A 17,850-nucleotide genomic window follows, 5' to 3' on the forward strand; every position below is an offset into this window, starting at 1 on the left:
GACTGATCACTCCTTTGGCAATCCTAATAGATTGTATAACACTATAATAACAGTCAAAATGCGTTTATTTCAAATAAGTTGGATTATCTTATTCTTTTTTACGAAAAAAGGCTTTAAAAAGAAATTCTGCCGCAATTGTAACTGTTTTTTCCCCGGCCATGACTTCATTTTCTAATTTTGGCAGGTGGAGCGTAACCTCGGGGTCATGAAAAAATTGAAATTGAAGCTGATCGGTAATCATCGAATATAGCCATTCTCGTAATTGTCCTTTTCTTCTTTGCTCGAAAACCCCTGATGCTTTTCCATTCATTACAAAGGTTTTAATGACTTTCCATACATCGTTTATACCATCCTTAGTAAGCGAAGAACACGTATGTGCTTTTGTTTGCCAGCCCTTTGTAGCAGGCTGAAGAAAATGCAAGATTTGATTATATTCTTTTTGCGTTTGGAATGCTTTTTCCCGGTTCGCTCCATCCGCTTTATGGACGATAAGAGCATCAGCAAGTTCCATAATTCCTTTTTTCATCCCTTGAAGTTCGTCACCTGCACCTGTTAAAACAAGCAGCATGAAAAAGTCAACCATGTCCCTAATGATGACTTCGCTTTGGCCAACACCAACAGTCTCAATTAAGATAACATCATATCCGGCTGCCTCACAAATCAACATCGCTTCCCTTGTCTTCCGATGAACCCCGCCAAGTTTTCCTCCAGATGGTGAAGGACGAATAAAAGCTGAAGGGTTTCTTGATAATTGTTCCATTCGAGTTTTATCACCAAGGATGCTTCCCCCATTAATACTGGAGCTTGGATCAATTGCCAATACGGCCACCCGATGACCTAAGCCGCACAAATACATGCCAAATTCTTCAATAAATGTACTTTTACCAGCGCCAGGCACTCCTGTAATTCCAATCCTGATCGACGCACCCGAATGAGGGAGAAGTTTTTGAAGCAGTGTTTGAGCTTGCTGAAAATGGTGCTCGGCATTGCTTTCAATTAAAGTAATCGCCTTAGCGAGGGAGCTCCTGTTTCCAGATAAAATACCTGTATATAATTCCTCAATAGAAGGCGCGGTTTTCGTTCGCTTTTGAAACCTAATATTCCTTTGGACAGCGGTAGAAGAGCCTTCCAGCTCTTCCCCTTTCCTGATTATACTTGAACATGTATCTGGGTTGTTTGGGTCACTCCATTCCGGTCGCGTCTCTTCGCTCACTACCTTGCCACTTCCTCATAACCAAGCTGGTGATAAATTTCCTTTATCACTTTTTGTGCAGCAACTGGAATAATGGTACCAGGTCCAAAGATAGCTGCAGCACCATGCTCATACAAGAACGAATAATCCTGTGCAGGAATTACACCGCCCACAACGACTAAAATATCTTCACGTCCCTGCTTTTTCAATTCTTCCACTAGCTGTGGCAAGAGCGTTTTATGACCGGCTGCAAGTGAACTCATGCCAATCACATGGACGTCATTTTCAACTGCCTGCAAGGCGGTTTCCTCAGGTGTTTGAAACAATGGACCGATATCCACGTCGAAACCAAGGTCAGCAAAGGCAGTAGCAATTACTTTGGCACCGCGATCGTGGCCATCCTGTCCCATTTTTGCAATTAAGATACGCGGTCTTCTGCCTTCATTCTCTAAAAATTCATCCGCCATTTGTTTTACTGCGGTTATCTCTTCATCATTGGAGAATGCAGTGCTATAAACCCCGCTGATTGAGCGAATCACTGCTTTATGACGATTCGCAACCTTTTCAATTGCATCGGATATTTCGCCTAAAGTTGCTCTAGCCCTTGCAGCTTGAACAGCAAGCTCCAACAAATTCTTTTCACCAGTTTCGGCTGCCTTTGTAATAGCTGCTAAAGCCTCTGCAACTTTTTGATCATTACGGCTCATCTTTAGCTGATTTAGTTTTTCAAGTTGTTTTAAGCGAACGGCTGTATTATCAATATCCAAAATATCAATTGGCTCTTCTTTTTCCAATCTGTATTTGTTAACGCCTATGATCGTTTCTTCACCTGAATCAATTTGTGCCTGTCTTCTTGCTGCTGCTTCTTCAATCCTCATTTTTGGCAGGCCTGTTTCAATTGCTTTTGCCATACCGCCCAGTTTTTCAATTTCTTCGATATGCCCCCATGCTCTGTTAATGAGTTCATTTGTCAATGCTTCAACATAGTATGAACCTGCCCATGGATCAATAACATTAGTAATCCCCGATTCTTCCTGCAGGAATAATTGCGTGTTCCTGGCAATTCTTGCTGAGAAGTCGGTTGGCAATGCAATTGCTTCGTCAAGTGCATTGGTGTGCAGGGATTGGGTATGCCCCATCGCGGCAGCATGGGCTTCAATCAATGTTCTGGTCACATTGTTAAATGGATCCTGCTCCGTTAAACTCCATCCAGAGGTTTGCGAATGGGTTCGTAAAGCCATTGATTTACTATTTTTAGGATCGAAGGATTTCATCATTTTTGCCCAAATGTATCTTGCTGCTCTCATTTTGGCTACTTCCATAAAGTAGTTCATGCCAATTGCCCAGAAAAAAGATAGCCTTGGAGCAAACTTATCAATTTCAATTCCAGCCTTAAGTCCCGTTCTAACGTATTCCAAACCATCGGCAAGTGTATAAGCAAGTTCAATATCCGCAGGTGCGCCTGCTTCCTGCATGTGGTAGCCGGAAATACTGATACTATTAAATTTAGGCATATACTTAGAAGTATACTCAAATATGTCCGCGATAATTTTCATTGACATTTCTGGAGGATAAATGTACGTATTACGAACCATATACTCTTTTAAAATATCATTTTGGATTGTTCCAGAAAGCTTATCCTGACTTACGCCTTGTTCTTCTGCAGTGACAATGAAAAAGGCAAGAATCGGTAAAACGGCTCCATTCATCGTCATTGATACCGACATTTGATCCAGCGGAATACCATCGAATAATGTTTTCATATCAAGAATGGAGTCAATTGCCACACCTGCTTTACCGACGTCCCCAACAACCCGTGGATGGTCGGAATCATAGCCTCTGTGGGTGGCTAAATCAAAAGCAACCGACAAACCCTTTTGCCCCATAGCTAAATTCCGGCGGTAAAAAGCATTACTTTCCTCAGCAGTTGAGAATCCTGCATATTGCCGTACGGTCCAAGGCCGGTTTACATACATTGTCGGATATGGACCGCGGGTATATGGAGCAAGCCCTGGCAAGGTGTCTAAATGTTCAAAACCTTGGAGATCCTCACTTGTATATAGCGGTTTAATACTGATATGTTCATTTGTTTCAAAGAGTAAACGATCAATTGAGTCATGAATTTCTGCCTCCGCCTTTTTCTTCCAGTCTTCTTTACTAGTTGTCTCTTTTACAAGATGAAGGTTTATTTTTTGAAAGTCAGGCTTGGATTTGTTCATTTAAAGACTCCTCCATTTCTGATAGGATGAAAGAAAGTGTTTCAAAGCAGTTGCTTTTTACATGGATAAACTGCTTCAACCCATTTTCACTCCATTTCACTTGGTCCTCTTTATCCGGAAGCCCGGCGAGATAGATTGTTCGATTCGCAAATTTGGCTTTGATGGCTTGAAGGACCTCTATACCAAGGACATCATATTGTTCGTTGGTTCCGCAAATGCAAAAATGCTTTGTTTTCGAATTGGTCATAACCACTAAGGCTTCATCCACTGTATGAACAGGCTCACTTACGTGAACGGTTACCCCTCCAGCAGACAAAAATCCTCTTACAAAATCAAGCCTTGCTTTATGTTGCTTCAAAGTACCTAGACAAATCAATCCAACAAGCGGCTGCACACCTGATTTTTTGTTTAGTTCTTCCGCTCGCTTTCTAAGTACTTCAAACGGCTGTGCCAATCGTAATTGCGGGATTGCCTGGATGTTTACTTCATCTTTCTGCCTGTTAGAAGAGCAAGCTGTCGTTTGGATGTTTTTATTCTTAGAAACAGTTTCAACCAAATTAGCATATACATTTGTGCCAATGATGCTTTGTTTTCTAGTAAAAATGTCGTATTTCCGTTTTTCATAGACATCAGAAATTTTGTTTTGAAGCCAATTTGTTTTTAACACTGCAAGGATGCCGCCATTTTCTTCAATTTTCTGGAAGAAGCTCCACGCTTTTTGTGCTAATTCGTTTGTTAATTGTTCGACATACCACGATCCGCCCGCAGGATCAATCACTTTTTTCAGTTGTGCTTCCTCCTGTAAAATTAGCTGCATGTTCCGGGCAATTCTTTCCGAGAATGGGCTGGAACCTGTTATCTGATCAAATGGGTTTACATGCAAATACTGAACCCCGCCGACCACGGCCGCAAAGGCTTCATTTCCCTCGCGCAGAAGGTTGACATATGGATCATATACAGTTTTTGTAAACAATGACGTTTCCGCTGAAATCTGCATTCCACGGGACGGTTCCTGTGCCCCGTATGCTTCAGCAATTTTATGCCAAATAATCCTAGCAGCGCGCAATTTGGCTATTTCCATAAAATAGTTCGAACCAATCGAAAAGTTAAAAACCAGTTTATTTACTACTTGTTCAACGTCTAGACCGCTTAAAGAATCTAAATAAAATACGCCTGTAGCAGCAGCAATTCCCAACTCCTGAACTGCATTTGCACCTCCATTATGATATGGAGTTGAATTAACTAGTACCGTCCGTAAATTTGGAAGCTTTTCATTTGCTTTTTTCACAGTGTTTGAAAATTCTTCGAGAAGCTTAGAAAAATCACCAGGTATTGAACCTTTACCGACAACAGACGCTAAATGATCTACAGCTATATAGCCCGTAACGTCTGTAGGATTTTCAAGCTCTAATGAACTATTTTCCAGAGTTGAAAGCATTTCCGCTTGGAATTCTTTCGCATTGAGGGCAAAAGTGAATTTACGACCATACTCCCGAATTAATTCTCCAAGAAAGTCGCTGTTATTGATAAGCTCTGCAGTTACATCAAACGAGAGCGCTGACTGACCGTTTTCCAAAGCAAGTTGAAGCTTATCCTTTAGCTCGTCCAAATTACTAAAGGAAATGCGTTGGGCTATTTTCCAAGTATTCGTGTGGTATCCTAATGGATCAATTCCCCTTCTAAAATCTTCGCCGCCTGGATACTCGGATACAGCCTTTATATCCTCATTGGTGTAAAGCGGTTTCAAAACAATGTTTTCATATGTAGTTCGTTGTAACGATTCAACTGATTTTCCCTTTAAGCTTTCTTCCGCTTTCTTTTTCCAATCGTCTAAATCATAATCTGGAAAGAACTGCTCTCTCATCTCAGTAAACTTCATAATCTACCCTCCCAAAGAAAATTAATTAAATTGATATAAAATTCAAAATTTACTTACTTACATTTTAGGATACAATTTCAATTCAGGCAACGAAAAACAGTCACTTGTGCTTCAAACAGTAAGTTTATGCCATAAAAAGGAGAAATAGGTAATTAAATGGGGGAATCCAGAAACAAAAGCGCATGCGCCCGGTTAGCGACGTATGGACTGAAGCACACCGACTGAGATAAGGTGAAACTTCAATCAGCGAGTGCTTTTCTCGCTGATTGTTAGTTGAGCCAATCGGGTCTTTACGGGCAGTTGAGAATCTACTGCCCGTTAAGACGCGGCAAAGGAAACACGAAGAGCGTTAGATATTCGATGTTGAGCTATCGTAGGGAGGTGGGCGAAGTACACTAGTCGCTGGGCGCTGGAGCTAGACGTTGATCAACTTCATTCAAAGTTATCAATGGGTTATTTTTTTATAATTTCCTGGACGAAAAAAACCACTGCTCAAATGTTGGCAGCGGTTGATATGGCTAATAAATAGGAGTAGTTGATTCCGAGGTAGTTTCAATGATTTCCTTCAAGCGCTTCATGAAACGTCCACAGACGAGGCCATCAATAATCCGATGGTCCAGTGACATGCATAGATTGACCATATCACGTATCGCGATCATGTTATTGTTTATCACAACAGCGCGCTTAACGATTGATTCAACCTGGAGGATCGCTGCCTGTGGATAGTTAATGATACCCATTGATTGGACTGAACCAAATGATCCCGTATTGTTGACGGTAAAGGTCCCGCCTGTGATATCGTCTGTTTTTAATTTGCCAGCGCGGGCTTTTCCGGCAAGTTCGGAGATTTCTCTAGCAATCCCTTTTATTGATTTTTCATCAGCATTTTTAATAACCGGTACATAAAGTGCATCTTCGGTTGCGACAGCAATGGAAATGTTGATGTCTTTCTTTTGAATGATTTTGTCCCCGGCCCACATTGAATTTAATTGTGGAAATTCTTTAAGTGCTTGTGCGGCCGCTTTAACAAAAAAGGCAAAAAAGGTTAAATTAAAGCCTTCATTTTTCTTGAAATCATCCTTAATTGTGTTCCGATATTCCACAAGGTTGGTAGCATCTACCTCCACCATCATCCAAGCATGTGGTGCTTCGTGCTTACTTCGAACCATATTTGCTGCAATGGCTTTACGGACACCAATAACAGGAATTTCAATATCACCAGATTTCAACCCGACTGATGAGCCAATGTGATCTGGTTCAGAAGTCAATGCTTTGGGAACATCTGCTAAATTGGTTGATCTCTGTTCACCTGTTTGAGCCGGCGCTTCTTTTTTATCTTCAATTTGTGGGATCTCACCTGAATGGACCAAGGCTAACAGATCTTTTCTCGTAATTCTGCCCCCTGCGCCAGTACCCTGAACCCGAGAAAGGTCAATCCTATGCTCCTGCGAAATTTTAAGTACTGCAGGTGAAAATCGTGCTCTACTTGTATTTTGGTTAACAGCTGGTACCTGTTCAGTGCGGTTTGTAACGAGTGGATTCTCTACTACTGGCATTTCATCCGAAACAGGTCCAGCTGCATCAATGGTACAGATCACTTCCCCAACAGAGAGAGTTTCTCCTTCTGATGCAATTAGTTCCTTCACCACACCAGAAAAAGATGATGGAATCTCTGCGTTTACTTTATCTGTCATTACTTCGGCTAGCGGATCATATTTATTTACTTTGTCACCAACGGAGACCAGCCATTTGCTAATCGTCCCTTCTGTAACACTTTCCCCCAATTGAGGCATTTTAATTTGTTCAACAGCCAATTAGTTAACCTCCTAATTCAAGTGCCACGCACTACGAAATTTCCACTTTTTATGCAGTAGTTGTTACCGCTAAAAAATAGTTTTTTTATCTAGAAAAATTTATATCTTTGAATTTTGATAACTATCTAGCTTCGACGTACAGGACGTGCTAGTGCCGACGTTGCCGCCAGGACGGCGGCGCTTTTAGTCGGCCAGCGCCCTGCGACTAGTGTACTTCGCTTAACGGACGCTTTCACTTTTTTTAATATTCAGCTAGTTCACGCATTGCTTTTTCGACTTTATCAGGATTTACCATGAAGAATTTCTCCATAGTTGGAGCATATGGCATTGCCGGAATTTCTGGTCCTGCCAAGCGTTTAATTGGGGCATCCAATTCAAACAAGCAATTCTCGGCAATAATGGCTGCTACCTCACTAATAATACTTCCCTCTTTATTATCTTCAGTGACAAGCAGCACCTTTCCCGTTTTGGATGCTGCTTCAATAATCGCTTCCTTATCAAGCGGATAAACGGTCCGTAAATCAAGAATGTGTGCGGAAATTCCATCAGCTGCTAATTTTTCTGCTGCCTGCAGGGCAAAATGGACACATAGACCATAGGTAATGACGGTAATGTCATCACCTTCTCGTTTTACATCTGCTTTGCCAATTGGCAATGTATAATCATCTGTTGGCACTTCACCTTTAATTAAGCGGTACGCCCGTTTATGTTCAAAAAACAGTACTGGGTCATCATCACGAATTGCTGCTTTCAACAACCCTTTTACATCATAAGGGGTGGAAGGAATCACAATTTTCAGTCCAGGCTGATTGGCAAAAACAGCTTCAACAGATTGTGAATGGTATAATGCCCCATGAACCCCCCCGCCAAATGGCGCCCGAATAACGATAGGACAATTCCAATCGTTATTGGAACGGTAACGAATTTTAGCCGCTTCTGAGATAATTTGGTTAACAGCGGGCATAATAAAATCAGCAAATTGCATTTCTGCAATCGGGCGCATTCCATACATCGCCGCCCCTATTCCAACTCCAGCAATCGCGGACTCAGCTAATGGTGTATCCATTACGCGTTCTTCACCAAACTGTTCATATAATCCTTGTGTAGCCTTAAAGACTCCCCCTTTTTTACCAACATCCTCCCCGAGGATAAAGACCTTATTATCCCTTTCCATTTCTTCACGCATAGCCATTGTAACAGCATCAATAAATGATATAACCGCCATGTTCTCGCCTCCCTCAACAATCTCCATAAACAAATTTTAGAGCAGTTTCCGGTTCCGCATATGGAGCATTTTCGGCGTAATCGGTTGCTTCATTTACCTGTTTCATGATCCGCACATTAATCATTTCTTCCTGCTCATCACTCAACATACCTGTTTCTTTTAAATATGCAGCAAAAGTAATGACTGGATCATTTGTCTTGGCTTGAGCCACTTCATCAGGTGCACGATAGGTTCGATCATCATCGTCGGAGGAATGCGGGGTTAGCCGATATGAGACGGTTTCAATTAGGGTTGGTCCTTTTCCTTCTCTAGCACGGTCTGCGGCCTCTTTTACTACCCTATATACTTCAAGTGGATTATTTCCATCAACAGTATAACCTGGCATCCCGTATCCAATTGCCCGATCAGAGACACGCTCGCAGCCCAATTGTTTTTCAGCCGGAACTGAAATAGCATATTTATTATTTTCGCACATAAAAATAACTGGTAATTTATGAACCCCGGCAAAGTTAGCTCCTTCATGAAAATCTCCTTGGTTGGATGAGCCCTCACCAAAGGTTACAAAGGCGACAAGATCCTTTTTCTCCATTTTCCCTGCGAGAGCTATCCCTACTGCATGTGGTACTTGGGTTGTTACCGGTGAGGAGCCTGTCACAATCCTGTTTTTCTTTTGACCAAAATGGCCAGGCATTTGCCGGCCCCCGGAATTTGGATCTTCTGCTTTCGCAAAACCCGAAAGCATAAGTTCTTTAGGAGTCATTCCAAAAGTTAAAACAACACCCATATCCCGATAATATGGAAGGACATAATCCTTTTCTTTATCGAGGGCAAAGGCAGCGCCCACCTGGGCAGCTTCCTGGCCCTGACATGAGACAACAAACGGTACTTTCCCTGCGCGGTTTAGCAACCACATCCGTTCGTCAATGCGGCGAGCCAGCATCATCGTTTCATACATTTCTAATAATTTCTTCTCACTTAAACCTAATTCAAGATAGGCATTAACAGCCATAAATTATACCTCCCAATTTATTGTAAAATTCCATATTGGCACTAGCTTATGAATGGATTGCTAATCCATCCACTGCAAGTGCAGCTTCCCCAATGGCTTCTGAGAGGGTTGGGTGCGGATGGATTACATTGGATACCTCCCATGGAATAGCATCCAATACCATGGCAAGTCCCGCTTCAGATATCATATCCGTAACATGTGGACCAATCATATGAACTCCTAAAATATCATCCGTCTCTTCATTTGCAATTATTTTGACAAAGCCATCGGACTCGCCGTAAACAAGTGCTTTGCCAATCGCTTTATACGGAAATTTTCCTATCTTTACTTTATGTCCCTTTTCTTTAGCTGCAGCTTCGGTTATACCAACACTTGCAGCTTCCGGGTTACTATAGATACATTTAGCAACTAAGTTATAATTAATTGGCCTAGGTTGCTTCCCGGCTATATGTTCAACCGCAACAATTCCTTCATGTGAGGCTGCATGAGCAAGCTGTAGACCGCCAATAACATCCCCGATTGCGTATATATGACTCTCTTTTGTCTGGTACACTTCATTTGTAGCAATAACGCCTTTAATGGTTTGTATGTCCGTATTTTCAAGACCAATCCCCTCAATATTGGCCTGGCGTCCAACTGAGACTAATAGTTTTTCAGCCTTAAATTCTTTTTGTTGATTTTTTATATCTGCACAAATCGTAATCTCCTCACCCTTAACAAGTGTTTCAGGAAGTACTTTTGCACCAGTAACGATTTGAATCCCTTTTTTCTTTAACAAGCGCTGCATTTCACGAGAAATTTCTGTATCCTCTGCAGGGAGAATCTGATCCATAAATTCAATCACTGTCACTTCAACACCAAAGTCTGCCAGCATCGAAGCCCACTCAATTCCAATAACACCGCCTCCAACAATAATAATTGAGCGTGGTAATGAGTCTAACGCCAATGCTTCTTCAGAAGTAATAACATTCTGTCCATCAATTTCAAGCCCAGGAAGTGTACGTGGTCTTGATCCGGTTGCAATGATTACATTTTTGGGAATCAGCATTTCATTCTCTGCTCCATTATTCATTTCAACCGAAATTGTCCCAGGCAGAGGTGAAAAAATTGAAGGTCCTAAAATACGGCCAATTCCTTCATAAACATCGATTTTGCCTTTTTTCATTAGATGCCGAACGCCTTTATAAAGTTGATCGATTATATTCCTTTTTCGTTCCTGAACTTTGGGAAAATTAATAGTTACGTCACTAGTTATAACCCCATAATCTTCACTTCGTTTTGCTGTTGAGTACACTTCAGCACTCCTAAGAAGGGCCTTACTTGGTATACATCCATTGTGTAGACATGTACCGCCAAGCTTTCCTTTTTCAACAATTGCTGTTTTTAAACCAAGCTGGGAAGCCCGGATCGCTGCTACATATCCGCCAGTACCTCCGCCCAGTATCACAATATCGTATTCTTGTGCCATTTTTTATGCCCTCTCCCATGATTAAATTTTTGCTATGTTAAAATGATCGGGATATGGTGAAACTTTTATTCCATCAGTGGCTTATTTCATGCCCCACTAACCCTTGTTCTTTTACCCTAGTCTTGAAGTGGGTGTTTTACTTCCCGATATATCGGGATAAACCTTCACTTCTTCTTCACCACGCAATATCCTTAATGCACCTTCAGCTAATGCTTGCAATTCATTTTCTCCTGGGTAAACGATGACATCCGCAATCCAATTTATTCGATCCATGATTGACTTCACAATCCCACTTCCATATGCCATGCCGCCGGTCAATATAATTGCATCGACTTCTCCGGCCAAGGCTGCACTAGCGGAGCCGATTTCCTTTGCTATTTGATAGGCCATTGCATCATAAATAAGCTTTGCCTGTTTATCCCCATTTTTAACCATTTTCTCAACTTTTAATGCATCCTTGGTACCTAAATACCCCATCAGTCCTCCATAACCAATAAGCATTTCCATTATTTCATCCCGGTAAAATTCACCTGAAAAACAAAGGCTAATTAAATCACCGGCAGGAATCGTTCCAGCACGTTCAGGGCTAAAAGGACCATCCCCATGAAGTCCATTATTGACATCAACTACTCTCCCCTGTTTATGGACCCCGACAGTAATTCCTCCACCCATATGGGTAACAATTAAATTTACTTGTTCATATGTTTTCCCTAGTTCCTTTGCAACCTTTCTTGCCACTGCTTTTTGATTTAATGCGTGGAAGATGCTTTTTCTTTCTATTAATGGAAAACCAGAAATCCTTGCAATTGGTTCAAGCTCATCAACCACAACCGGGTCTACGATGAAAGCAGGGATATTTAACCCTGAGGAGATTTCATTGGCAATAATGCCTCCAAGGTTCGACGCGTGTTGACCTGAATAACCCGATCGTAAATCACGAAGCATAGGCTCATTCACTAAATAAGTTCCACCTTCAATAGGTCGCAATAAGCCCCCGCGGGCGCAAACTGCCTTTATTTTGGAAATATTTATTCCTTCCATGTCCAATGTTTCCAAAATAACATTTTTTCTTACTTCATATTGGTCAACGATCGTCTCAAACTTCCCAAGCTGTTTAGCATCGTGGTGAATTGTTTTTTCAAACAATGAAACTTCGTTATCAAAGATCCCAATTTTGGTGGATGTAGAACCTGGGTTAATGATCAGGATTCGATATTCTTTTTCCGGCAATATCTTGACCTCCTATTCACCTTAACAATTAAAAAACATATCCATTTGCATGATATTGCCAGAGGTTAAAACGATTGGTGCCTCTTACTAGTAGTAATTTCCACTGTGTTAAGTAGCTGCTTATTTCAACCCCTATTAGCAGAAAGTGAACTTTAAATAAAAGTATGCAATGATCATGCCAGAAAATAAGCCGGCAAAAGCGCTTGAAAAGTTATTGATGTTTGAACTTTTTTGCACAGTATGAATTTTATTGCACGCTATTATTTTCAAGTTTATATTTTTCTAGTTTGTAATATAGGTTCCTAACAGATAAGCCGAGTGTTTTTGCTGTTAATGTTTTATTTCCTTTCAAACGATCGAGAGTTTTTTGAATAATATGTGCCTCATATTGTTCCAACATTTCGGAAAGAGATTGATCCTGCACATGCTCTACGTTTTCTTTTGGGGAACTTTTTATGCCTATATATTTATTCTTTAACTCTGGAAGGTGGTTGCTATCAATCAGGCTTTCATTATGATTCATAAAAATAATTGCTCTTCCCAGAATATTTTCTAACTCCCTTACATTTCCCGGCCAATCATACTCCATTAATTGACCTTCCGCTTCCTTTGTTACACCTTCAACACTTCGCCCATAGTCCTGGTTTATTTTTTGGATAATTCGCTCACATAAAAATGGAATTTCTTCTTTTCTTTTTCTCAATGGAGGGATGTGGATTGGTATTCGATTTAAACGGTAATATAAGTCTTCCCTAAAGGAACCATTTGAAATTCCCTTTTCCAAGTTTACATTTGTTGCTGCAATAATCCTTACATTAATCGAAACGGCTTTTGTTCCTCCTACACGAATAAGTTCATTTTCCTGTAAAACCCTTAACAGTTTGACTTGCGTATTGGCTGAAATCTCACCAATTTCATCAAGGAAAATACTCCCGTTATTTGCCTCTTCAAATAAACCAACTTTACCGCCTCTTTTAGCTCCCGAAAACGCTCCCTCTTCATAACCAAACAGCTCACTTTCGAGCAATGATTCCGAAATTGCCGCACAATTAACACGAATAAATTTGTTATACTTTCGGTCGCTTGCATTATGTATCGCATGCGCAAACAATTCCTTACCTGTACCCGATTCACCTCTCAATAACACGGTTGCTGGTGTTTTAGCACCCAGCTTTGCTTGATCAATCGCCAATAACATTTCTTTAGATGTACCAATAATATCTTCAAAAGTATATTTGGCTTCAAGTGTTCGGATAATTTGCCTGGCACGATGTAATTCTCTGTTCAACAACTTTATTTCTGACATATCATGAATTACACCAACGCTGCCTTTTAATTTTCCTTTCACAATAATGGGTGCAACATTAACAATGACTTCTCGTTTTTTTGGACCAACCCTCATTGTTACTCCTCTAATTGCTCTCCGGGTTTGCAGTACTTTCATATGCATGCTTTCTCCTTCGGAAATGTCAGCGTTAGCCGGCTTGCCAATTACTTGCTCTTTTGTAAGCCCCGTTAAGCGTGAATAAGCCGGATTAATAAGAATTCCTAAACCCTTCTCATCTACAACCGATATGGCATCATCACTTGACAGAATGATGGCTTCAAGCATTGTTTGTATTTCTTTTAAATTAGTAATTTCTTCGGCAAGCTTAACAACTTGGGTAATATCTTTAAAAATAGCAAAAGCACCAAGCATCCTCCCATTTTCCTCAATAATCGGGATTCTGGTTGTAATAATTTTCCGACCATTCTTTAATATCATTTCTTGATTTGACTCTGTTCGCCTCGTGGTTAGAATTTGAGGCAGCCGGCTTTCAAATATCACACCCTCTACATCATTGCCAAGCGCATCTTCTTTTTTTATCCCCATTATTTCCTCGGCGCGTTTATTAAATAATGTAATAATACCTTTGTTGTCAATGACGACCATCCCGTCATCAGTCGAATTAAAAATTAAATCATGCATTATATTTTTCATTAGCCTGCCCCTCCAAGTGAAATTTTTCATATTTTCAGTAAATTAGTTTCGTTAACTAAGAAAATAATTTCAGAGGTTTTTAAGGTTCCTGCATTTTTTTTCAATATTCATTTTAGCTTGCTTTACATGTCTTGACAAATTTATTTGATATACTATTATTTTTGTATGAGACTTTTTAAATTATTTTGCTGATTATTCTCTGATAAGAAGGGATTTGTCTATGATTCGAATTATTGCTCTAGTAATTTTACTAATCCCTGGTTTTTTAGCTGCATATGGAATTAAGCTGATGCGTGATATGACCTTCGGAATATTGCAGTGGCCATTTCCTTACCTTTGGCTGCAATTTCCTATTGGTCTTTTGTTTTTTATCGGTGGTCTTGGGTTTGTTGCTGGATTTATTTTGCATCGTGACCGGAAACGAAATAAAGTACAAGCAAAATTCCAGGAAAAAAAATAAAAGAGACCTCATTGGTCTCTTTTCATGCTTTTCCTCAACTTTATAGCCTTTACAGGATCATCTGTTATGATTGCCGAACAATTTAGTGCGAATAGACGCTTCATATCTTCCTCTTTATTTATCGTGTACGGCCTTATGGCTACCCCGCTTTCGATCGATTTTCTGATGATATCATCTGTTAATCCTCTATAATTCGGGTGAATACCCTGTGCACGGATCGACTTGGCATATACCCATGGCATAAAGATGCGTCCTGAATAAAGGGGGGCAACTTCAATTTCAGGTGCAAGCCGATAGCAATATACAATGCTATAGTGATTAAAAGAAGAAAAAATGATTCGTTCCGTTAATTCAAAGCTTCGAACCAACTCAATAACCATTTCTTCCATACCCTCATACGGAAAATAACCATTCTTTAATTCAATGTTACATGTCAGCCTATTCGTTTGCAGCCATTCAAGTACTTCTCTTAATGCTGGAATTGGTTCTTTTATTACCCCTTGTTGATTGGCATTCAATTTACGAAGTTCTTTGTAGGAAAAATCCTTTACAAATCCGCTTCCATTTGTGGTGCGATTTACTTTTTCATCATGAATAACGACAATTTCCCGATCCTTCGTCAATTGAACATCAAGTTCAATTCCGTCTGCTCCCGCCTTTTCAGCTTCTTTAAAAGCAGTCATCGTGTTTTCTGAAAAAACAGCAGAATAGCCGCGGTGCGCAAATATTTGCGTCATTTATATCCACATCCCTAAAAAATATCATCTTTATTAAGTACAAAAGTTTTTCAATTTCTATCTTTTTTATCATATGCCTTTGGTTCTTCCAAGATATTTTGATTTACAATAAAAGCGTTCATTTTGCCAACTACGCAAAATGAACGCTTTTTAGTCTTATTATTTAATGTTTAAGAAGCCTTATGCTCAAGACGGAGTTTATCAGCTACCATCGCAATAAATTCGGAATTAGTTGGTTTTGCCTTTGACATGCTGACCGTGTACCCAAATAAAGATGAAATTGAATCAATATTGCCGCGGCTCCAAGCAACTTCAATTGCATGCCTGATCGCCCGTTCTACTCTGCTTGCTGTTGTGTTGTATTTTTTTGCAATATCAGGATATAAAACTTTTGTAATCGAGCCTAATAATTCAATATCATTGTAAACCATAGAAATTGCCTCGCGTAGATACAAATATCCTTTAATATGCGCGGGCACACCAATTTCATGAATAATACTTGTTATGCTTGCGTCGAGGTTTTTAGGTTTTTGTTCGACCTGCGGGCGATATCCTGTTGATGTTTGTTTACGTGAAACAGAACTGCTGTTTCCACTCACTTGACGAATATGATTACCGAGATTTTCCATGTCGAAAGGTTTCAGAATAAAATAGGATGCTCCAAGTTCAACTGCTTTTTTTGTAACATCCTCTTGACCGAATGCAGTCAGCATAATGACATTCGGAAGGGCACCTTTTTTTAGTTCGCGAAGTCTTTCAAGTACTGCTAGCCCGTCTAAGTGTGGCATAATTATATCCAAAACAAGGACATCTGGATCTGTTCCTTCTAACATTTCTAAGCAATCCTGCCCGTTATGGGCTGTTCCAACTATTTCCATATCATCTTGTGATGAAATATATTCCTCTAATAAAGCCACCAATTCCCGGTTGTCATCAACCACACATACTTTAATTTTCTTCAAATCCAGTTTCCTCCTCAGTCCTATTTAATATCTATTCTGTCTTTTCATCTCTATTTTCTATTGTAAATAAGAAATTCGACAATGCAACAAAAATTCCTTTCAATTTTTTTATTTTTCTCAAAAAAGCTGTAGAATCTCTACTTTCCTTTTATTTTCTTTTTGTTTCGACGAATTTCGCCACATTCGACATTTTTACCAAACTTTGGATTTTTTCAGCAAAACAAAATAGGCATTCGCCTATTTTGTTTTTTCTCTTCTTTTCTTAACTTGCTTTTTCAATTGGTTTGTCATAGATATTGATTCCTGCGTCATTCAACATCCATTCAATATGAACCCCATATCCCGATGTTGGGTCATTAACAAAAACATGTGTAACTGCTCCAATAAGCTTACCATCCTGAATGATTGGGCTTCCACTCATGCCTTGAACGATTCCTCCTGTTTTTTCCAAGAGTTTTGGGTCTGTCACCTTTATAATCATCCCTTTTGTAGCTGGAAACTTTTGCGGGATGGTACTCACGATTTGAATAGAAAATGCTTCAACTTTATCGTCATTAACAACGGTTAATATCTTTGCAGGTCCTTCCTTTACTTGGTTCGATAAAGCAATTGGAATTGGTTCATCCATTATACCATTCCTCAGCTCTTTATTTAGTTTTCCAAAGATTCCAAATGGACTATTCTTATTAATATTTCCAACTATTTCACGATCTGATGAGAATCTTGCAAGTTTTTCACCAGGGTCTCCATTGCTGCCTTTTTCAATTGAAGTTACAGTTGAACGGACTATTTGTCCATCATCAACAACAATTGGTTTTTTCGTATCCATATCTGAAATGACATGTCCCAATGCACCATATCGTTTCGAGCGTGGATCCATAAAGGTCATTGTTCCAATCCCTGCAGCTGAGTCCCGTATATATAAGCCAAGTTTGTACATATCTTCTCCCTTATCCTTAAGAGGAGTTAATCTAGTACTAAATTTTCCGCTTTCACGACTGATTTCCATATTCAGGGCCTGGCCGCTTTGTCCTGCATTTTGAACAAACGGAGCTACATCTGACATTTTATTTATTTTTGTCCCATTTATTTCTGTGATAATATCACCAACTTTTATTCCTGCTATTTCACCAGGTGACTTTTTTCCTTCTTCGGTACTTACTAAATGGTGTCCAACCACTAACACACCAACTGTGTTTAGCTTTACACCGATAGATTGTCCACCTGGAATAACCTTAAATTCCTTTAATACGTTTACATCGACCTGTTTAACGGGGATACCCGCATATTCCAATATCATTTCATTTTTTCCTTTTTCATTTGCCGATAAGGAAATTGAATGTCTATCCTGCTTTAGAGAAATACTTTTATTGTGCATTTTGAGTTCGGCCGCAACCGGAGCAGCCTTTTGAATTGTATATTGTTGTCCTTTAAAAACAGTAATATTTTTGGGAATTGAAAGGTATTGTTGAAAAGGGTGAAAAAAAATTAAGCTGCTTAATGAAACAAGGAGAATTCCACCAATGATTCTTCTTAACGTTTCTAATTTCAATTCTTTTCACTCTCCTCGCTTCTGTCCATATCCAAAACCAATATGGCATTCCATGCCGCCATTACGATAAAATATGTTTAGATAACCAATCCTTGCCAATTAAGGCGGTGTGAGCAGAGCTA

General features: G+C 39.9%; 13 protein-coding genes. 1 reads left to right on the top strand and 12 read right to left on the bottom strand.

The features are described 5' to 3' along the window. Positions 1 to 88: 88 nt before the first annotated feature. The 9 genes from meaB to JN080_RS02050 all read right to left on the bottom strand — a co-directional run bounded on the left by meaB (position 89) and on the right by JN080_RS02050 (position 14,017). Positions 89 to 1,213 carry a methylmalonyl Co-A mutase-associated GTPase MeaB gene (meaB, locus tag JN080_RS02010; protein ID WP_256234206.1) on the bottom strand — a complete coding sequence of 375 codons (1,125 nt, stop codon included), beginning with the start codon at positions 1,211 to 1,213 and terminating at the stop codon, positions 89 to 91. After that, on the bottom strand, positions 1,213 to 3,411 hold the full coding sequence (gene scpA / locus JN080_RS02015) for a methylmalonyl-CoA mutase (RefSeq protein ID WP_256234207.1): 2,199 nt from the start codon (positions 3,409 to 3,411) through the stop codon (positions 1,213 to 1,215). The genes meaB and scpA overlap by 1 nt, the downstream gene beginning before the upstream one ends. Further along, positions 3,392 to 5,290 carry a methylmalonyl-CoA mutase subunit beta gene (locus tag JN080_RS02020; RefSeq protein ID WP_256234208.1) on the bottom strand — a complete coding sequence of 633 codons (1,899 nt, stop codon included), beginning with the start codon at positions 5,288 to 5,290 and terminating at the stop codon, positions 3,392 to 3,394. The genes scpA and JN080_RS02020 overlap by 20 nt, the downstream gene beginning before the upstream one ends. A 518-nt stretch (positions 5,291 to 5,808) precedes the next feature. Continuing rightward, positions 5,809 to 7,104 (bottom strand): dihydrolipoamide acetyltransferase family protein, encoded by a 1,296-nt coding sequence (locus JN080_RS02025; RefSeq protein ID WP_256234209.1) that lies wholly within the window; start codon positions 7,102 to 7,104, stop codon positions 5,809 to 5,811. Positions 7,105 to 7,345: 241 nt separating this feature from the next. After that, on the bottom strand, positions 7,346 to 8,329 hold the full coding sequence (locus JN080_RS02030; RefSeq protein ID WP_256234210.1) for an alpha-ketoacid dehydrogenase subunit beta: 984 nt from the start codon (positions 8,327 to 8,329) through the stop codon (positions 7,346 to 7,348). 13 nt (positions 8,330 to 8,342) lie between these two features. After that, complete coding sequence (locus JN080_RS02035; RefSeq protein ID WP_256234211.1) at positions 8,343 to 9,338, bottom strand: thiamine pyrophosphate-dependent dehydrogenase E1 component subunit alpha; 996 nt, start codon at positions 9,336 to 9,338, stop codon at positions 8,343 to 8,345. Between the two features lie 46 nt (positions 9,339 to 9,384). Then, positions 9,385 to 10,806, bottom strand: coding sequence for a dihydrolipoyl dehydrogenase (gene lpdA, locus JN080_RS02040; protein ID WP_256234213.1), 1,422 nt, complete (start codon positions 10,804 to 10,806; stop codon positions 9,385 to 9,387). A gap of 111 nt (positions 10,807 to 10,917) precedes the next feature. Next, positions 10,918 to 12,036, bottom strand: a complete 1,119-nt coding sequence (buk, locus tag JN080_RS02045) for a butyrate kinase (RefSeq protein WP_256234214.1) — start codon at positions 12,034 to 12,036, stop codon at positions 10,918 to 10,920. 247 nt (positions 12,037 to 12,283) lie between these two features. Further along, positions 12,284 to 14,017, bottom strand: coding sequence for a sigma-54 interaction domain-containing protein (locus JN080_RS02050; RefSeq protein ID WP_256234215.1), 1,734 nt, complete (start codon positions 14,015 to 14,017; stop codon positions 12,284 to 12,286). A 220-nt stretch (positions 14,018 to 14,237) separates the two neighbouring features. On the opposite strand from JN080_RS02050, the gene JN080_RS02055 reads away from it, so the two are divergent. Continuing rightward, positions 14,238 to 14,477 (top strand): DUF2627 domain-containing protein, encoded by a 240-nt coding sequence (locus tag JN080_RS02055; protein ID WP_256234216.1) that lies wholly within the window; start codon positions 14,238 to 14,240, stop codon positions 14,475 to 14,477. An 8-nt stretch (positions 14,478 to 14,485) separates the two neighbouring features. Here the strand turns inward: JN080_RS02055 and JN080_RS02060 are convergent, their stop codons facing one another. From JN080_RS02060 to spoIVB, 3 genes are all read right to left on the bottom strand, one after another. Next, positions 14,486 to 15,214 (bottom strand): glycerophosphodiester phosphodiesterase, encoded by a 729-nt coding sequence (locus JN080_RS02060; RefSeq protein ID WP_256234217.1) that lies wholly within the window; start codon positions 15,212 to 15,214, stop codon positions 14,486 to 14,488. A gap of 170 nt (positions 15,215 to 15,384) precedes the next feature. After that, a complete protein-coding gene (spo0A, locus tag JN080_RS02065; protein ID WP_256234218.1) occupies positions 15,385 to 16,176 on the bottom strand; it encodes a sporulation transcription factor Spo0A in 792 nt (263 codons plus the stop codon). Positions 16,177 to 16,438: 262 nt separating this feature from the next. After that, positions 16,439 to 17,728, bottom strand: a complete 1,290-nt coding sequence (gene spoIVB / locus JN080_RS02070; RefSeq protein WP_256234219.1) for a SpoIVB peptidase — start codon at positions 17,726 to 17,728, stop codon at positions 16,439 to 16,441. Positions 17,729 to 17,850 lie beyond the last annotated feature (122 nt).

This window comes from Bacillus sp. EB600 (assembly GCF_024494385.1).
In the GTDB taxonomy this organism is placed as follows: domain Bacteria; phylum Bacillota; class Bacilli; order Bacillales; family Cytobacillaceae; genus JAEVLT01.

Excerpts from the sequence above, each read along its gene's own strand:
- JN080_RS02030 (WP_256234210.1), bottom strand. The coding sequence starts at position 8,329 with ATGGCGGTTATATCATTTATTGATGCTGTTACAATGGCTATGCGTGAA.
- JN080_RS02020 (WP_256234208.1), bottom strand. The coding sequence starts at position 5,290 with ATGAAGTTTACTGAGATGAGAGAGCAGTTCTTTCCAGATTATGATTTA.
- scpA (WP_256234207.1), bottom strand. The coding sequence starts at position 3,411 with ATGAACAAATCCAAGCCTGACTTTCAAAAAATAAACCTTCATCTTGTA.
- JN080_RS02055 (WP_256234216.1), top strand. The coding sequence starts at position 14,238 with ATGATTCGAATTATTGCTCTAGTAATTTTACTAATCCCTGGTTTTTTA.
- lpdA (WP_256234213.1), bottom strand. The coding sequence starts at position 10,806 with ATGGCACAAGAATACGATATTGTGATACTGGGCGGAGGTACTGGCGGA.
- JN080_RS02050 (WP_256234215.1), bottom strand. The coding sequence starts at position 14,017 with ATGAAAAATATAATGCATGATTTAATTTTTAATTCGACTGATGACGGG.
- JN080_RS02060 (WP_256234217.1), bottom strand. The coding sequence starts at position 15,214 with ATGACGCAAATATTTGCGCACCGCGGCTATTCTGCTGTTTTTTCAGAA.
- JN080_RS02035 (WP_256234211.1), bottom strand. The coding sequence starts at position 9,338 with ATGGCTGTTAATGCCTATCTTGAATTAGGTTTAAGTGAGAAGAAATTA.